We start from the raw sequence: 17,007 nt of genomic DNA on the forward strand, positions 1-17,007 counted from the left end.
GTGATGCCTGTGTTGCGCTAGTGTGCATTTTCCTTAAATTGACTCACCGAGCACCCGGTCCGAGATTTCCGGCCATAAGTCCAGCGCCCAGTCGCCGAAATCGCGGTCCGTCAACACGACAAAGGCCAGCTCAGCGTCGGGATCTGCCCAGATGAAACCGCCTGCTTGGCCGAAATGGCCGTAGGTCCGGGACGAGTTGCGCGCGCCGGTCCAATGCGGCGATTTCGAGTCCCGGAGCTCGAAACCAAGCCCCCAGTCGTTGGGCCGCTGCGCGCCGTAGCCGGGCAACACGCCATCCAGACCGGGAAATTGCACCGTCGTCGCCTCAGCATGCAGTTGCGGCGAGACGATCGCCGGTCGCAGCAAATCGCCCGCGAATGCCGCCAGGTCCGCCACCGTCGAGGTCGCCCCGTACCCGGCCTCCGCCGCCCCGCCCGCCAGCCGGGTGGCGTGCATGTTCAGCGGCTCACACACCGCCTCGGCGAGGTAGCGGGCGAACTCGATACCCGATTCGCGTTCGATGGTCTCGGCCAGCACGGCAAAGCCGTAGTTGGAATAGATGCGCCGGGTGCCGGGCTTGGCGAGCACCCGGTCGTTGAGCATCGCCAGCCCCGACGCATGCGCGAGCAGGTGCCGGACCGTCGCGCCGGGTGGGCCGGCCGGGGTGTCCAGGTCGACGACCCCCTCTTCGATCGCGACCTGTGCGGCGCGGGCCACCAGCGGCTTGGTGACCGACGCCAGCACGAACACCCGCTCGGTGTCGCCATGCGCGGCCAGCACGCCGGCGGGCGAGATCACCGCGGCGGCGGCGGCCGGGACCGGCCAGTCATCGAGAGCATCGAGAGCGGCCATCAGGTCGGGCGGTTCACCTAGTGGCCCCCTTGAAGGCCAAGTAGTAGTTGTTGACCGGGTCGGACTCGACCTCGGCCACCCGCACGTCGGCGAACCCGGCATCGGCGAGCATCGAAGTGGCCAGCTGAGTCCCCCAGGCCGTGCCCAGCCCGGCGCCGTCCAGGGCCAGCGACACCGTCATGCAGTGCATCAGCGAGGTGGTGTAGAGGTAGGTGCTCATCGGGACGTCGACGTTCTCCTCGAGCCGGCTGGACGCCTTGATGTCGGCCATCAAGAAGACCCCACCGGGTCGCAACGCCCGATGGATGTTCTCCAGCACGCGCGCGGGCTGGGCCTGATCGTGGATGGCGTCGAACACGGTGATCACGTCGAAGGCGTCGGCCTTGTTCAGCTCAGTCAGGTTGTGGCGCTCGAAGGTCGCGTTGGTCAGACCGAGACGGGCCGCCTCCCGGACGGCGGCCGCGATCGCCTCGTCGGAGAAGTCGATACCGGTGAACCGGCTCGACGGAAACGCTTGCGCCATCACGTTGATCGCGTGACCACTGCCGCACCCGAAATCGGCCACGTCGGCCCCGGACCGCAGGCGTTCGGGCAGGCCGTCGACCAACGGCAGCACGACGTCGACCAGTGCCGCGTCGAACACCGCTGCGCTCTGCTCGGCCATCAGCGCGTGGAAGCGCGGGAACTCGCTGTACGGCAGCCCGCCGCCCGCCCGGAAGCAGCCGATGATTTTCTGCTCGACCTCGGCGAGCTGCGGCAGGAATAGGGCCACCACGGCCAGGTTGTGCGGCCCCGCCGCGCGGGTCAACACCGCCGCGCGCTGCGCCGGCAGCGAGTAGGTTCCGGTGGCCGCGTCGTAGTCGACGACATGCCCGGTTGTCATGCCGCCCAGCCACTCCCGGACGTAACGCTCGTTGAGACCAGCGGCGTCGGCGATCTGCGCGCTACTGGCCGGCCCGATTCCGGCCATCGTGTCCAGCAGTCCGGTCTGGTGTCCAATGCTCAGCAGAAGGGCCAGGCTCGCGCCGTCGATTGCCGAGACGATTCTTCCGGTGAACTCTTCGGTGGTCTCCAAAGCCGTCACGTTCACGGACGCTACACCCAGCTTTATGGGTGGACGCCCGGCCGAGCAGTGTATGGCCTTCGACAGTAGGTTGTAGCCCATGAGTCAGACAGTGCGCGGAGTGATTTCACGCAAGAAGGGCCAACCCGTCGAATTGGTGGACATCGTCGTCCCGGACCCCGGCCCCGGAGAGGCCCTGGTCGATGTCATCGCCTGCGGGGTGTGCCACACCGACCTGACCTACCGCGAGGGCGGCATCAACGACGAGTACCCGTTCCTACTCGGCCACGAGGCCGCCGGCACGGTCGAAGCGGTCGGGCCGGGCGTGACGGCCGTGGCGCCGGGCGACTTCGTGATCCTCAACTGGCGCGCGGTCTGCGGCCAGTGCCGGGCGTGCAAGCGCGGCAAGCCGAGTTACTGCTTCGACACGTTCAACGCCGAACAGAAGATGACGCTGACCGACGGCACCGAGCTCACCCCGGCGCTGGGCATCGGCGCGTTCGCCGACAAGACGCTGGTGGCGGCCGGGCAATGCACCAAGGTCAATCCCGAGGCCGACCCGGCGGTGGCCGGGCTGCTGGGCTGCGGCGTAATGGCCGGCATCGGCGCCGCGATCAATACCGGCGCCGTCGGTCGTGACGACACCGTCGCGGTGATCGGCTGCGGCGGCGTCGGGGATGCCGCGATCGCGGGAGCCGCGCTGGTCGGCGCCAAGCGAATCATCGCCGTCGACACCGACAACACCAAGCTGGAATGGGCCCGCAAATTCGGTGCGACCCACACCGTCAACGCCCGCGAGTTCGACGTCGTCGAAACCATCCAAGACCTCACCGACGGCTTTGGCGTCGACGTCATCATCGACGCCGTCGGCCGGCCCGAGACGTGGAAGCAGGCGTTCTACGCCCGCGACCTAGCCGGAACCGTTGTGCTGGTGGGCGTCCCGACACCCGACATGCGCCTGGACATGCCACTGGTCGACTTCTTTTCCCGCGGCGGCTCGTTGAAGTCGTCGTGGTACGGCGACTGCCTGCCCGAACGCGACTTCCCCACTCTGATCGACCTTTACATGCAGGGCCGGCTGCCACTGGAGAAGTTCGTCTCGGAACGCATCGGGCTCACCGACATCGAGGACGCGTTCCACAAGATGCACGAGGGCAAGGTGTTGCGCTCGGTGGTGCTGCTCTGATGGCTGCGATCCGGCATATCGTCACCCACGGAACCTTCGAACTCGACGGTGGCAGTTGGGAAGTCGACAACAACATCTGGATCGTCGGCGACGACTCCGAAGTGGTCGTGTTCGACGCGGCCCATACCGCCGAGCCGATCCTCGACGCCGTCGGCGGCCGTAAGGTGGTCGCGGTGATCTGCACGCACGGCCACAACGATCATGTCACCGTCGCCCCCGAGCTCGGCAACACGTTGGAAGCGCCCGTGCTACTACACCCCGGCGACGAAGTGCTGTGGCGAATGACGCATCCCGACAAAGACTTTCGCGCGTATTCCGATGGCGACACCTTGACGGTCGCGGGCACGGCGTTGCAGGCACTGCACACCCCCGGCCACTCCCCCGGATCGGTGTGCTGGTACGCCCCCGAACTGGGCGTGGTGTTCAGCGGTGACACGCTGTTCTCCGGCGGGCCGGGTGCGACCGGCCGCTCGTACTCCGATTTCCCGACGATCCTGAAGTCGATCTCGGAACGTCTGGGCGCGTTGCCCGGCGACACCGTGGTGCACACCGGCCACGGGGACAGCACCACCATCGGCGACGAGATCGTCCACTACGAGGAATGGGTCGCCCGCGGCCACTAGTTGCGGGCCGCGGGCGTAACGTCACGGCGAAATCCACCCCCGCAAACTCGCAGTACCGTTACGCTCGCGGCCCCCAGCGCCCGCAAAAGCCACATGCCTCAGTCCTCTTCGAGGATCCGCCGCTTCTCGGTCTGAAACTCGTCCTCGGTCAACGCTCCGGAATCCCGCAGTGCCGCCAGGGTTTTGAGCCGCTCGACACGGACGCCCTCGTCACTCGGTTCGTAGGCCGTGGTGGGCGACTGCTGAGGCGTCCCCACTGAAACGATCGGCGATGCCCCCTGCACGACGGCCGCCGCTGCCTTGTGTCTAGTGCTGCGCAACCACCGCCCCGCGATGATCGAAGCCGTCAGCCCCACAACGAATGTGCCGACGAACAGCCAGATCAGAAATCCGTAGGAGCTCGAGTGGCCGAAGGCAAGTCGAGGCTGGATGAACCCGTTGACTTGGCCGTCCGTCATGATGTTGTAGGTGCCGTCGGCGGGTATCTGCGCCACCCACACCCGAAGGTGTGCGTCATTGTTGACTGTCGTTGTGCTGCCGATGTTTTCGGTCAACGCAGGTTGTGCGACGCCGTCGGGCGGAGTGATCGTGACGCCGAGCGGCGGCACCGGCAAGCCGCCGTTGGGACTGCCGATCACTACCGTATGCAGGCTGACGGTGACTTCGCCTTGGGGCAGATGCAGACTGCCCGAGCCAGGGATGGGAACCTCGCCGTACGCGTTGTACTCGTCCAGAAAAAATATGTTGAGCACCACGGCGACGATGAAGCCGGCCACCGACATGATCGTCACGACGACGGCCGAGATAAAGGAAATCCTGGCGGGCAGTCTGCTCCACATCTTCCGGAGTGTGTCACTGCTAGTGACCCGTGGCCAGCTAAGGAGCACACTATTAGCCATGTCCAACGATCTCGTCGCGACCGTGCCGGATCTGTCCGGGAAGCTGGTCGTCGTCACCGGCGCCAACAGTGGTCTGGGTTTCGGGCTGGCCAGGCGGCTCTCCGCGGCCGGCGCCGATGTCGTCATGGCGATCCGCAATCGGGTCAAGGGTGAGGCGGCGATCGAAAAGATCCGCAGCAGCGTGCCCGACGCGAAGCTGACGATCAAATCGCTCGACCTGTCCTCGTTGGCCTCGGTCGCTGTGCTGGGCGAGCAACTCAACGCCGAAGGCCGGCCGATCGACATCCTGATCAACAACGCCGGGGTGATGACGCCCCCGAAACGCGACACCACCGCCGACGGTTTCGAATTGCAGTTCGGCAGCAACCATCTCGGGCACTTCGCGCTGACCGGGCATCTGCTGCCACTGTTGCGCGCCGCGCAGCGTGCCCGGGTCGTCTCGCTGAGCAGTCTGGCGGCCAGCCAAAGTGGCAAGATCCATTTCGACGACCTGCAGTTCGAGAAGTCCTACGCGCCGATGTCGGCCTACGGCCAGTCGAAGATCGCGGTGCTGATGTTCGCCCGCGAGCTGGACAAGCGCAGCCGCGCCGGCGGCTGGGGCATCGTCTCCAATGCCGCACACCCCGGCCTGACCAAGACCAACCTGCAGGTCAGCGGACCTTCGCACGGGCGCGAAAAGCCGGCGCTGATGGAGCGGCTGTACAAGGCGTCGTGGCGTTTCACGCCGTTCCTTTGGCAGGAGATCGACGAGGGGATCCTGCCGGCTCTGTATGCGGCGGCCTCGCCGCAGGCCGAAGGCGGCGAGTTCTACGGACCCCGAGGATTCATGGAGCTTGCCGGCGGTGGAGTGAAAGTGGCCAAAACGCCCGAGCGTGCTCGCAACGAAGATGACTGCCGGCGGCTGTGGGAGGTTTCCGAGGAGCTGACCCGCGTCAGCTATCCGACAATCAACTGGTAACTGACACACGGCTTTTCGTCAAAGCCAATTCGGGCATTTGTCAAGTGCTATCGAGCGGGTATGCCGCCCTGCCCGACTCGTGACCGCTGGTCAGGCAAAAATCATTGCGGCAACGAGAGTTTCGACACAGCGCGGCAGCGGGTAACCGACAGAGGTTGCGGTCGAAATGCAACTCAAAGGGGGAACAACGGATGAGCGTGCAGGACGACAAAACGGCAGGTCAAGAAAGCGAACAGCCGGAGGACAGCGACCAGCCGGACGAGCACGAGCAGCAGCTGACGGAGAAGCCAGAACCAGGCGACGATCAAAAACAAAAAGCCGCGGAGATGATGGTGGCCTACGAGGACCGGCCCACGCTGGTGCTGCCGGGTTCCGGCGGAGCAATCTCCGGTACGGCGGTCAACGATTGGGTCGACGAGGACGGCAGCCCGAAGTACAGCGATGAATCGGGCGACGATCGTTCAGGCGACAAAGACTGGCAGGACCAAGTCGAGAAAGACAAGGCCCTGAACGAAGAACTAAGGAAACTAGCCGGCGAGGAAAACAAGGGCGAAAAGCGCCCCGGCCCCAAATAATTCTTACTAACCACCGAATCCGGGAATTGGCAAGCTAATTCCCGGTATGTGCGGGATGGGCGGAATCGCCGGGATCGGCGGAACCCGGGGTGCGGGTGCCGGTATCTGGGGCGCCGGCGGCGGAGCGGGAGCCTCAACGGCCGGCGGTGGCGGAGGTGCCGCCGGGATCGGCGTATCCATCGCCGCGGGTGGAGGTGGATCCACTGCCGCGGGCAGGGGCGGATCTACTGCCGCCGGAGCCGGAGTGTCAGCGGGAGCGGCTGGCGGCGGAGCCGCGGCCTGACCTGTGATCGGCGCCTGGGTCGGCGGCGCGGGTTGCGGCGCTTGGCCGTTGGCCGGCGGTGCGGACGCCGGACTGGTGCTCACGCCCGGACTGGGGCCGGGTTGATCGTCGGACAGGGCGATCGCCAAGGCGATACCGACCAGCAGCACCGCCACCGCCGTACTGATGATGACCATGGCCGGAACCCGATACCACGGGATGATCGGGTCCTTCTTCTCCCGCCGCGGCTGGACGGACTGTTCGAAACTCAAGGCCGGGCGCGCCGACGTATAACCCGTCCCACCACCGTGATTGGGGCCGTGCCCCGCGGCGACAGGCATGACCCGCGAATCCTCGCCCGCCTCTGACCACGCCAGCGCGGGCATCATCCTAGATACCGGTTCCGAGGGCGGCGCCTGGGTGAGCACGGACTTGCGCTCCTCGACCGCCACCGGCGCTGCCACCGCCGCTGCCGTCGCCCGGGACGCGGCCGGGGTCAGCATGGTTGCGCTGGTCTCCCCCGGTCGACGCGTCGCGCGCAGCGCCCCACCGATCGCCGGTGCCAGATGCGGACGCGACGTCGTCACGACCGGAACTCGCAGATGCCCGGAGAGCATCGTGGTGACCGCAGGGATGTTGGCGCCGCCGCCGACCGACACGACCGCGACCAGATCGCGAATCCCGTTGCGCGCCAAGGCTTCATCCAGGACCGCGACGAAGTTGGTCAGCGACGTGCGGATGGCGTCGTCAAGTTCGTTCCGGGTGAGCCGGATTTCGCCGGGTATCCCCGGCAGCCCTTCGGACAGCGTCGCCACCGTGCTCGACGACAGCTGCTCCTTGGCGTGTCGGCATCCGGTCCGCAGCCGGCTCAGCGGGCCGATCGCCGAGGTGCCGGACGGGTCGAAGGAATCGGCGCTGGGCAGGTTGGACAGGACGGTCGTCAACAGCGCCTGATCGATCAGGTCGCCGGAGAAGTCCTGGTGTCGCACCGTCGGCGCGAGGGGTTGGTAGTCACCCGCGGCGTCCATCAGCGTGATGCTGGTGCCGCTGCCACCGAAGTCGCACACCGCCACGGTCCCGCGCGCCGGGATGCCCGGGTTGGCGCGCACCGCGAACAGCGTCGCGGCGGCGTCCGGGATCAGCGTCAGCGGCCGCTCGCGATTCGACCATTCGGGCACCCGGCTCAGCGCGGAACCCAGCGCCTCGACCGCGTTCGGTCCCCAGTGCGCGGGGTGGGTGACCGCGACGTTCTGCGGCAGGCCGGCCCCGTTGGTGGCGGCATAGGCCAACGCCCGCAGCCCGTCGGCGGCCAGGACCTCGCCGCGGTGCACGGAGCCGTCGGCCGCCACGATGCCAATCGGGTCGCCGATGCGATCCACGAAGTCGGTGATCACCAAGCCCGGCTGGTCCAGCCGGGGGTTCTCGGCCGGTACGCCGATCTCGGGCAGGCGCTCGCGAAAGAGCGTCAGGACCGGCTTACGTGTAATGCCATGGTCGGCAGTGACCGCGGCGAAGTTGGTGGCGCCAATCGAGAGCCCCAGCGCGGGTGTAGCTCCGTCTGACATCGTCCATCCCCGTTATCGAGCGGAATGCCCCCGCATCCGCCTAGCCCCGATTTTGTCGGTTATACCTATAGCCAGTCTCTGCGCTGGCTATGCGCTAGCTGTATAACGAATCGGCCTCAGTATATGCGCTGGTCAACGGATATTGCCGGCTCCGGCGATCAGCGGAAGATCCAGCGGGGTCACCCAGCCCGGCCGCAGCTCGTTGACCGCCGGCACGGCATTCAGCGCCCGCAGCCCAGTCGCCAGGCACCCGGCCGCGGCCGCATCCCGGCCGGAGCCGTCGGTGAACCGGAACGCGGTCTCCTGGAAGATGCTCGGCGTCCCCTCGATGTCCACCCGATAGACGTCGTTGTCGTGGCCGGTCGGCCAGTCGGGAGCGGCGTCGAGTCCGATCCGGTTGACGTGCTCGAGCTGAATCCGCGTCTCGCCTTTGTAGAGGCCGTTGATGGTGAACCGCACCGCGGCGACGTGTCCGGGTTTGATGACGCCCCGGGCGGAGTTGCGCTCGGTCGGGGTCACCCATTTGTCCCAGGTAGTGGTCATTTCGTCGAGCATGATGCCCGCGGCGTGCGCGATCATCGGGACGGTGGCGCCCCACGCGAAGATCAGCATGTCGCGGTCTTCCAGCATCGGTTTGAACTCGGGCTCGCGGCCGATGCCCATCTCGAATTCGTAGTCGCCCTCGTAGTTGGTGTAGTCGAGCAGTTCCGAGGCGCGCACGCGACGCACTTCCGAGGTCAGGCCCATCAGCGTCATCGGGAACAGATCGTTGGCGAACCCGGGGTCGATGCCGGTGGTGAAGCAGGACGACTGACCCAGCTCGCAGGCTTCAGTGATCGGCTCGATCCAGTTCGGCGGGTTCAGGTGCATCGTCGGCCACACCCACGGCGTCATCGCCGTCGAACACACGTCGATACCGGCCCGCAGGAAGCGGGTGATCAGCGAGATGTTCTCTTTGGCGTGCATCGCCGTCGGGCCGTAGTGCACCAGCGCGTCGGGCTTCAGAGCGATAAGCGCGTCAATGTCGTCGGTGGCGACGACGCCCACCTTCTCCGGCAATTCGCAGATCTCGCCGACGTCGCGGCCTACCTTGTTCGGATTGCTGACGCCGACACCCACCAACTCGAACAGCGGGTGCTTGACGATCTCGGGGATCACCATCCTGCCCACGAACCCAGTGCCAAACACCACTACACGCTTAGAGCTGTGTCCCGCCATGCCGTAACGCCACCCTTCCGGTCACCAGCCCCCGCTTCGGACTTCACATTAAGCCCTTACTCGTCCGCCGCCGCTTCCAGGTTTTCCGCGCCTCGCAGCAACAGGGGCGAGTCCGCGGCCGACGTTCTTCGCAGCCGGTGTGGCAACCAGCTGCGCCGAACGTCTAGCTACGAATCGCTTCCCTACCACCGCTCGTGGTGACACGATGCAATTCATGAGAAAGCACCTCGCCGCACCATCGATGCTGCTGGCTGTCGGGTTCGGGTTCGCCAACGTCTGCGGCGTCGCGCACGCCATACCCCAGATGCCCCAGGTCCGATACGAGGTCAATGGGCCCGCGGTGGCCCAGTTCATCTACTACCAGACCGACACCGGGCAGCTGCACCAGGTGAATGCGCCGCTGCCCTGGTCGACGGAGTTCACCGCGTTTGGCGGGCAAGTCTTCACGATCAGCGCCCAGGGACCGGGCCCCATCTCCTGCAAGATTGTTGTCGACGGCAACGTGGTCAGCGCCGCGACGGCAACGACGGGCGTGCCCGCCAGAACGGTTTGTGCGCACTAGAGCGGTCTGTTTCTTCAACGGCGAAGGAGGACTACGTGAGCCTCGAGACAGGTATCGAGACCCGACCGAATGGGACACCACCGCCCGAGATCCCGCTTGCCGACATCCATCTCGAGTCGCTCGATTTCTGGGTGCGCAACGACGACGTGCGAGACGCCGTTTTCGCCACGTTGCGCCGCGATGCGCCGATCTCGTTCTGGCCCCCGATCGAGTTCGAGGGCTTTGAGACCGGCAACGGCTACTGGGCGCTGACCAAGCTCGACGACATCCACTTCGCCAGCCGCCATCCCGACATCTTCAGCTCCGCCGGCGGCATCACGGTCAACGACCAGACACCGGAGTTGGCCGAGTACTTCGGCTCGATGATCGTGCTCGACGACCCGCGACACCAGCGGCTGCGCTCGATAGTCAGCAGGGCCTTCACCCCGAAAGTGGTTGCCCGCATTGAGGCTTCGGTGCGTGAGCGGGCCCATCGGCTGGTCACCTCGTTGACCGCCAACCATCCCGACGGCGAAGCCGACCTCGTCACCGAGCTCGCCGGGCCGCTGCCGCTGCAGGTGATCTGCGACATGATGGGCATTCCGGAGGAGGACCATCAGCGAGTCTTCCACTGGACCAACGTGATTCTCGGGTTCGGCGACCCCGATCTGACGCTGGATTTCGAAGAGTTCATGCAGGTTTCGATGGACATCGGCGCCTACGCCACCGCGCTCGCCGAAGACCGTCGGTCCAACCACCACGACGATCTGACCACGAGCCTGGTGGAAGCAGAGGTCGACGGCGATCGGCTTAGCTCGCAGGAGATCGCGTCGTTCTTCATCCTGCTGGTGGTGGCCGGCAACGAAACCACGCGCAATGCGATCAGCCACGGCGTGCTGGCCTTGTCCCGCTTTCCCGAGCAACGGGAAAAGTGGTGGTCCAACTTCGACGAGCTGACACCCACCGCGGTCGAAGAGATCGTGCGGTGGGCTTCGCCGGTGATCTACATGCGCCGCACCCTGACTCGGGATTTCGAGCTGAGCGGCGTCAACATGGCGGCCGGCGACAAGGTTGCGCTGTTCTACAACTCGGCCAACCGCGATGAATCACGGTTCGACAATCCGTGGGCTTTCGACGTCGCGCGCAACCCCAACCCGCATCTGGGCTTCGGCGGCGGGGGCGCGCATTTCTGTCTGGGCGCCAACCTGGCTCGTCGCGAGATCCGAGTCGTCTTCGACGAATTGCGCCGCGAGATCCCGGATATCACGGTGACCGCCAAACCTTCGCGGTTACTTTCGCAATTCATTCACGGCATCAAGACGTTGCCGGTGGTCTGGACTGCCCCGCGGGGTTGACCGCTGATAGCGCATCCGCTATCAAGTTCGGCGAAGACCTGTATCTTCGCCGGCCTGTTTTGGAAGGCATACCGCACTTTCACACTCGATAGCGCATGCGCTATCCGATTCCACGAAGGCCACGGCCCGGCTTAGTCTGGCGCAATGACAGCCCCCGCGTTTCCCGCTCCCGAGGTGTTGGCCGCACGCCAGAAACTCGTGCTCGACCACTTCCACGACGAAGTCCGCCAGAATTGGGACGATGTGCTGGCGACGTTCCCGCACCCCCACTACGAGCTGATCCCGCAGATGGTCATCCACGACGGAAACCAAGAGGTGCGCGGCTACTACAACTACACGCGCACCGCATTTCCCGATCAGGACCACGAGATCATCGCGCTGCGGCACAGCGCCGACGCGGTGATCGTCGAGTTCTGGTTGATGGGCACCCATCGGGGCTTCCTCGGCAAGGTTCCACCGACCGGCAGCCGGTTCCGGGTCCGTATGAACGCCTACTTTGTCTTCGACGACACCGAAACGCTTGTCTGCGAACGCATTTACTTCGACACGCTGACCATGATCAAGCAGCTTCTCGGCGGGCTGGACATGAAGAAGCCGTCGAACTGGCTGCTGGCCGCCCGCGCTGTGCGCGGTCTGCTGTCGATGTCGTCGGAGCAGCCGGACCCGGCCCTCACCAACACCGTTCCGCCGGCCTTCACCGAAGCGATCTAGGAGGCGGCCCGTGCGGACGCGAAGCCGTTATCCGGGCCTGACCGCCGTCGCGGTGTCACCGTTCCCGGTTGCGCCACAACGCATTTGGCCGCCAACGGTCAACCGCTGACCGGTTCCGTGCATCGCTGACGCTTTAAGACGGCCACCGGGCGCCCAGCTGATCGGCGAGGTCGAGGAAGTCCGACGCGTTGATGTCGAACTCGTCGGAATACTCGACATCGGGATCTCCGTCGGGCCCGAACTCCAGCGGGCGGGCGACGAACGCCGTTTGAAAGCCGAGTTCACCCGCCGCGCGAATGTCGTACTTGTGGCTCGCCACCATCATGATGTCGGCCGGATCCAGGCCGAGGTAGGTCGCCGCCATGCGATAGATCGCGGGATCGGGCTTGAACACCCCGGCCATCTCCGCGGCGAAGATCGCGTCCCAGGGCAACCGCGCTCGCTTGGAGATGTTGATGACCGCGGACACGTCGGCGTTCGACAGCGTGGCCAGCACGAAATCGCATTTCAGCCAGGACAGCCCGGGCGCCACATCCGGCCACGGCTCGAGGCGCTGCCAGGCCAGCGTGAGTTCTTCGCGCTCGTCCTCCGAAAAGTCGGTGATGCCGGACTCGTCCAGCACCGTCTCCAGCGCGTCGCGATACACCGAATGCACCGGCACCCATCCGTCATGTCGACTGCGGGCGGCCTCGAGCGCATCGAAGTAGCCAGCGCGCCAACGCCGGACCAGGTCGGGCCAAGCGGCGTCCGGGTGACGGCCGGCGCTGACCCGCTGCGCCTCGCCGCAGACGGTCGAAAAGAAATCCGTCGCGGTGCCTTGCACGTCGAACAACAACGCCTTAACCACAAGCTTCATGATGCCGTCAGGTTCTGGGCCACGGCATGCCGGTGCCACTCGTGAGTTAAAATCAGATGTATCTAAATACTTTTTTCTATATGTCTTGTGAGGTACGCAGTGCGCGACAACACCATCGCACCGACCAACGAGCGTCATGCCGACAGCACCGAAGAGTGCGAACCCGACTACCGGTTCACGATGGCCAACGAGCGGACCTTCCTGTCCTGGCAGCGCACTGCGCTGGGGCTGCTCGCGGCGGCAGTCGCCCTGGTCCAGCTGGTTCCCGAGTTGACGATTCCCGGCGCCCGGCGGCTGATCGGTCTCGGTCTCGTGGTGCTGGCGATCCTCACCAGCGGGATGGGGCTGCTGCGCTGGCAACAGGCCGATCACGCCATGCGACGCGGCGAGCCGCTGCCCCGTCACCCCTCGCCGGCCTATCTTGCGGTCGGACTCAGCCTGGTCGGGCTCATCGCGCTCGGGTTGGTCATCCTCAAGGCGGTCTCGGGTTGACCCAAGCAGGGGCCCGCAATACGTCCAGGACCAGGTCGGCGAACTCGTTGACGGCCGAACGCACGACGCTGGCCTGGAGCCGGACGTCATTCGCGTTCCTGGGCAACGGCGTGTTGCTGGCCATCAAGGAAATGCACGGCGCACGGGGCTTGGCGCCGCTGATTCCGGCGGGCCTGGCTCTCGCTGCGGCGTTGTGTACCTGTGTCATCGCATTCAGGCGGCAAGCATCACTGCAGCAGCGGCCACTGCCGGCGCAAATCAGTCCACGTCGCCCCGTGTACCTCGTCGGGATGGCCACGTTATTGCTCATCGTCATGGCCACGGCCGCGCAGCTGACGTAGGCGGGTTGCCGCCCTTTGCGTTTTGCGTTGATATGCCAACCTGCTGCTTGGCAGAGTTTGTCGCCGCATTGCTGCGGATGCGCCTCGCGGAATGGGTCCTTACAATCGGCGTGCCGCTTGTAAGGACCCATCGCGATGCCTCGGGAGGTTTGAGTGACCGTTTCGGGTTTGCCGGAGACGCCGCTCGGCGTTCGTATTCGCAGGGGCGGAAACCTTGTCGCGGGCTTCGGTTTGGCCCTCCCGGTGGGAGTGGGTGCGCTGGGGGTTGGCCTGCTGACCCGCAGCCGTCGCCGCGGGCTGAACTTCTTCAGATCCACCTGGCCCAAGTTGCTGCTGGCGGCCAACGGCATCCGATTCGACGTCATCGGCGCCGAGAACTTGACGGCGCAACGCCCGGCGGTGTTCCTCTACAACCACCGCAACGGGGTCGATCCCTTCATAGCGGCCGCATTGCTGCGGGACGACTGGATCAAGATCGCCAAGAAGGAACTGGCGAGCGACCCGATCATCGGCACGCTGCTCAGATTCAATGACGGCGTGTTCCTCGACCGAGACGACCCGGTCGCGGCGGTGGAAACCCTGCGCCAAGTCGAAGAACGCGCGAAGGACGGCCTGTCCATCCTGATCGCCCCGGAAGGCACTTCGCGAGACACCGACGGGGTCGGCCCGTTCAAGAAAGGGGCATTCCGGATCGCGATGGCCGCGGGCATTCCGATCGTGCCGATCGTGATCCGCAACGCGGAGATCATCGCCTCCCGCGACTCGTCGCTCAAGATCACGCCGGGCACGGTCGACGTCGCCGTGCTGCCGCCGATCCCGGTCGACGACTGGACACTGGAGACGTTGCCGGATCGCATTGCCGAGGTGCGTCAGCTCTATCTGGACGCGCTCGCCAATTGGCCTCCTGCCGCCGCGGATCAGGCGAAAGAGGCTGTTCCAGAACACAATTCCACGGTCGGCTAGCCGGATTTGGCGTTTAAAAACGCGACGATCCCCTGCGTGACGGCCGAGGCATACTTCGCCCGGCCGTCCGGGCTTTCCATCCGCGCGGCTTCGTCCGCGTTCTTCATGTTGCCGAGTTCGACGAGCACCGCCGGGTACTGCGCCAGATTCAGGCCGGCGAGGTCGTCGCGTCCGTAGAGGCCGTCCGTCCCGAGGTAGGTGGACGGGTGAAATCCCGCCTGGACCAAGGCATCGCGCATGGTGCGGGCCAGTTGAACGGCTGGGCCGGCCTGGACGTCGTTGAGCGGCGGGCTGGAATAGTTGACGTGGAATCCGCTGCCGGACGGCGGCCCACCGTCGGCGTGAATGCTGACGATCGCGTCGGGGTGCGCCGCATTGGCCTGTGCGGCGCGCTCGTCGATGCAGGGTCCGACTGAGTTGTCGTCGGCGCGAGACAGCGCGGTGTTCACGCCCATTTGTCGCAGCGAATCGTTGACGAGGCCGACGACCGCCCAATTGAAGGCATGTTCCGGATAGCCGTCATTAGTGGCGGTTCCCGATGTTTGGCACGGTTTGGTGCCACCCCGGCCATTCGGAACTTGCCGATTTATCGAGGCATCATTCACCGCATTGTGGCCCGCGTCGAGGAACACGGATGTCCCGGCGAGGCCGGCCACCGCACGTGGGACATCAAACGTTGTCAGACCGAGAACCATCGGCACGATACCGGCGAGTTTCAAGACTTCGCGTCTGGAAACAGATTTCAGCCGGCCGAACCAAAGTGGCGCGGGCGGATCGCTCACCGCGCGATGGTAACAATCCCCCTGCTATCCTCGGGATCAAGCCGATTGATTTGTATGGCACGACATCGGGACCGGCCCGCAGTCCTTCGGTATTGACCCCGGGGAATCAGGCCACATAAGACCACCATCAATGATCTGCGTGTCGACTTTGTGGTCTATGGCAATGGTGATGAACTGGTATGGAAACTCACAGGTTTGGGATGGGTTCTGATGGGAATTTATTTCGGCATGAACGCCGGTCACATCAATCGTTTCGTTGGGCCTACGGCCGCAGCAGTCTTGGGCCTTGGCACCACTTTCCTTGTCTCTCCTGCTCCGTCGGCGTCGGCCGAACCGTGTCCCGACGCCCAGGTGGTGTTCGCCCGGGGTACCGGTGAGGCTCCCGGGGTCGGGCCGACCGGACAGGCCTTCATCGACAACCTGCGCGGGCGCGAGGGTGGCAAGTCCGTCGACGTCTACGCGGTCAACTACCCCGCCAGCGACGAGTGGTCCACCGGCCTCGACGGCATCAGGGACGCCGGAGCCCATGTCGTATCGATGGCCGGCAGCTGCCCCAAAACCAAGATGGTGCTCGGCGGCTTCTCCCAGGGCGCGGCCGTGATGGGCTTCGTCACCTCGGCCGCAGTCCCCGACGGCGTGGATCCCGCGACCGTGCCCAAACCACTGGCACCCGAGATCGCCGACCACGTCGCCGCGGTGGTGCTCTTCGGCATGCCCAACGTGCGGGCAATGAACTTCCTGGGCCAGCCCCCGGTCGTCATCGGACCGACCTACGTGGCCAAGACCATCAAGGTCTGCGCCACCGACGACCCGGTCTGCTCGGACGGCATGAACTTCGCCGCCCACAACACCTACGCCGACGACGGCGCCTGGATCGACAAAGGCGCCTCCTTTGCCGCCAGCCACCTCGATGGAGGCCCAGGCCCCGCCGGACCGGCCACAGTGGTGAACGCGCCCACCGGCGGCAGCTTCGGCAACTGATCGCGGGTCGCTGTTCGACGCGCGGTCACGAGGAAGCGTTCGCCTAGGGTCCCCCGTTGCAGCGGGACAAACGCGACGTGGACCTCGCCGCGGGCCACGTGGTGTTGACTACGACGTGAGCCGAGAGTTGGCCGGGGCATTGGTAACTGGAGCCAAAGCCTCACCGATCGTGATGGTGTGACTACTTCGGTGCGGCCGGCGCTGGCAGAGCCGTCCGATCTCGGAATTATCTACGGCGTCGGGTTGGGGATCGTTGGCAGCCGTGCGGTTTCGTCGAGGTCGACGTCGAGCGCGTTGAGCATCAGCGCCAGGCCGGCGTAGCGACCGATCACCATCAGTACTTCGACGGTGGCCTCCGGCCCCAGCGCGTCGCGCACCTGAGCAAAGAGCGGTGCCCCGACGTTGCGGGTGGTGACCAGCTCGGTCGTCAGGCGCAGGACGGCGACTTCGGTCAAGTCGAAATCTATGGTCTGCCAATCGGACTCGGTGGTCACGGCGGTGATCTCGTCGACGCTGACTCCGGCCGTGCGGGCGACGTCGCGGTGCTGACCGAGTTCGTAGGCGCTGTCCATCAGGTAGGCGGTGCGCAGGGTAACCAGTTCGCGCAGCCGCCGCGACAGCACCGGACTGGTCAGGGCGTCGCGGCCGGCCAGCATCCAGCCGGTGTAGACGTTCTCGGCGTTGGCCAGTGTGCGGTAGACGTTGAGATTGCCGCGCTCCTCGGTCAATTCGCGGGCCTGCTCGGTCATGTCTTCGGGACGTCGATACGGGATACGAGTCATCG

General features: G+C 65.6%; 18 protein-coding genes and 2 pseudogenes. 12 read left to right on the plus strand and 8 right to left on the minus strand.

What is annotated here, in order from left to right; all coding sequences use genetic code 11:
* Nucleotides 1-33 precede the first annotated feature (33 nt).
* Complete coding sequence (locus OK015_RS18320) at nt 34-852, minus strand: serine hydrolase domain-containing protein (protein ID WP_268125155.1); 819 nt, start codon at nt 850-852, stop codon at nt 34-36.
* Between the two features lie 13 nt (nt 853-865).
* On the minus strand, nt 866-1,936 hold the full coding sequence (locus OK015_RS18325; RefSeq protein WP_268125157.1) for a class I SAM-dependent methyltransferase: 1,071 nt from the start codon (nt 1,934-1,936) through the stop codon (nt 866-868).
* A 79-nt stretch (nt 1,937-2,015) separates the two neighbouring features.
* Between OK015_RS18325 and OK015_RS18330 the strand changes: the two genes are divergently transcribed.
* Both OK015_RS18330 and OK015_RS18335 read left to right on the plus strand, forming a co-directional pair.
* Nucleotides 2,016-3,101, plus strand: coding sequence for an S-(hydroxymethyl)mycothiol dehydrogenase (locus tag OK015_RS18330; protein ID WP_268125159.1), 1,086 nt, complete (start codon nt 2,016-2,018; stop codon nt 3,099-3,101).
* A complete protein-coding gene (locus OK015_RS18335; protein ID WP_268125161.1) occupies nt 3,101-3,724 on the plus strand; it encodes an MBL fold metallo-hydrolase in 624 nt (207 codons plus the stop codon). The genes OK015_RS18330 and OK015_RS18335 overlap by 1 nt, the downstream gene beginning before the upstream one ends.
* A 98-nt stretch (nt 3,725-3,822) precedes the next feature.
* On the opposite strand, the gene OK015_RS18340 is transcribed toward OK015_RS18335, so the two are convergent.
* A complete protein-coding gene (locus tag OK015_RS18340; protein ID WP_268125163.1) occupies nt 3,823-4,563 on the minus strand; it encodes an SHOCT domain-containing protein in 741 nt (246 codons plus the stop codon).
* Between the two features lie 58 nt (nt 4,564-4,621).
* Between OK015_RS18340 and OK015_RS18345 the strand changes: the two genes are divergently transcribed.
* Both OK015_RS18345 and OK015_RS18350 read left to right on the plus strand, forming a co-directional pair.
* The gene (locus tag OK015_RS18345) at nt 4,622-5,581 is read left to right on the plus strand and encodes an SDR family oxidoreductase (protein ID WP_268125165.1); all 960 of its coding nucleotides are present in this window, start codon (nt 4,622-4,624) and stop codon (nt 5,579-5,581) included.
* A gap of 191 nt (nt 5,582-5,772) precedes the next feature.
* Entirely contained in the window at nt 5,773-6,156 is a 384-nt protein-coding gene (locus tag OK015_RS18350; RefSeq protein WP_268125167.1) for a hypothetical protein, read from the plus strand.
* A 6-nt stretch (nt 6,157-6,162) separates the two neighbouring features.
* On the opposite strand, the gene OK015_RS18355 is transcribed toward OK015_RS18350, so the two are convergent.
* Both OK015_RS18355 and OK015_RS18360 read right to left on the minus strand, forming a co-directional pair.
* Nucleotides 6,163-7,983 (minus strand): Hsp70 family protein, encoded by a 1,821-nt coding sequence (locus tag OK015_RS18355; protein ID WP_268125169.1) that lies wholly within the window; start codon nt 7,981-7,983, stop codon nt 6,163-6,165.
* A gap of 132 nt (nt 7,984-8,115) precedes the next feature.
* Nucleotides 8,116-9,201, minus strand: coding sequence for an NAD(P)H-dependent amine dehydrogenase family protein (locus OK015_RS18360; RefSeq protein WP_268125171.1), 1,086 nt, complete (start codon nt 9,199-9,201; stop codon nt 8,116-8,118).
* Nucleotides 9,202-9,415: 214 nt separating this feature from the next.
* Between OK015_RS18360 and OK015_RS18365 the strand changes: the two genes are divergently transcribed.
* The 3 genes from OK015_RS18365 to OK015_RS18375 all read left to right on the plus strand — a co-directional run bounded on the left by OK015_RS18365 (nt 9,416) and on the right by OK015_RS18375 (nt 11,808).
* A complete protein-coding gene (locus OK015_RS18365; RefSeq protein ID WP_268125173.1) occupies nt 9,416-9,763 on the plus strand; it encodes an MmpS family transport accessory protein in 348 nt (115 codons plus the stop codon).
* 35 nt (nt 9,764-9,798) lie between these two features.
* Entirely contained in the window at nt 9,799-11,097 is a 1,299-nt protein-coding gene (locus OK015_RS18370) for a cytochrome P450 (protein ID WP_268125175.1), read from the plus strand.
* Between the two features lie 144 nt (nt 11,098-11,241).
* Nucleotides 11,242-11,808 carry an ester cyclase gene (locus OK015_RS18375; RefSeq protein WP_268125177.1) on the plus strand — a complete coding sequence of 189 codons (567 nt, stop codon included), beginning with the start codon at nt 11,242-11,244 and terminating at the stop codon, nt 11,806-11,808.
* A 133-nt stretch (nt 11,809-11,941) separates the two neighbouring features.
* On the opposite strand, the gene OK015_RS18380 is transcribed toward OK015_RS18375, so the two are convergent.
* The gene (locus tag OK015_RS18380; RefSeq protein WP_268125179.1) at nt 11,942-12,664 is read right to left on the minus strand and encodes a haloacid dehalogenase type II; all 723 of its coding nucleotides are present in this window, start codon (nt 12,662-12,664) and stop codon (nt 11,942-11,944) included.
* 180 nt (nt 12,665-12,844) lie between these two features.
* Between OK015_RS18380 and OK015_RS18385 the strand changes: the two genes are divergently transcribed.
* The 3 genes and pseudogenes from OK015_RS18385 to OK015_RS18395 all read left to right on the plus strand — a co-directional run.
* Nucleotides 12,845-13,156 carry a YidH family protein gene (locus OK015_RS18385; protein ID WP_268132878.1) on the plus strand — a complete coding sequence of 104 codons (312 nt, stop codon included), beginning with the start codon at nt 12,845-12,847 and terminating at the stop codon, nt 13,154-13,156.
* Nucleotides 13,153-13,497 (plus strand): DUF202 domain-containing protein, encoded by a 345-nt coding sequence (locus tag OK015_RS18390; protein ID WP_268125181.1) that lies wholly within the window; start codon nt 13,153-13,155, stop codon nt 13,495-13,497. Before OK015_RS18385 ends, OK015_RS18390 begins: the two co-directional genes overlap by 4 nt.
* A 186-nt stretch (nt 13,498-13,683) precedes the next feature.
* Nucleotides 13,684-14,460, plus strand: a pseudogene (locus OK015_RS18395) (lysophospholipid acyltransferase family protein); the annotation flags it as partial.
* On the opposite strand, the gene OK015_RS18400 reads toward OK015_RS18395, so the two are convergent.
* Nucleotides 14,457-15,155 (minus strand): Rv3717 family N-acetylmuramoyl-L-alanine amidase, encoded by a 699-nt coding sequence (locus tag OK015_RS18400; protein WP_268132880.1) that lies wholly within the window; start codon nt 15,153-15,155, stop codon nt 14,457-14,459. The pseudogene OK015_RS18395 and the gene OK015_RS18400 sit on opposite strands and share 4 nt — an antisense overlap.
* A 297-nt stretch (nt 15,156-15,452) precedes the next feature.
* Between OK015_RS18400 and OK015_RS18405 the strand changes: the two genes are divergently transcribed.
* On the plus strand, nt 15,453-16,223 hold the full coding sequence (locus OK015_RS18405) for a cutinase family protein (RefSeq protein WP_326498488.1): 771 nt from the start codon (nt 15,453-15,455) through the stop codon (nt 16,221-16,223).
* Nucleotides 16,224-16,276: 53 nt separating this feature from the next.
* Nucleotides 16,277-16,404: pseudogene (locus OK015_RS18410) on the plus strand (acyl-CoA dehydrogenase); the annotation flags it as partial.
* A 49-nt stretch (nt 16,405-16,453) separates the two neighbouring features.
* Here OK015_RS18410 and OK015_RS18415 read toward each other — a convergent pair.
* Nucleotides 16,454-17,005, minus strand: a complete 552-nt coding sequence (locus OK015_RS18415) for a carboxymuconolactone decarboxylase family protein (RefSeq protein WP_268125183.1) — start codon at nt 17,003-17,005, stop codon at nt 16,454-16,456.
* Nucleotides 17,006-17,007 lie beyond the last annotated feature (2 nt).

This window comes from Mycobacterium sp. Aquia_216 (assembly GCF_026723865.1).
Taxonomy (GTDB): domain Bacteria; phylum Actinomycetota; class Actinomycetes; order Mycobacteriales; family Mycobacteriaceae; genus Mycobacterium.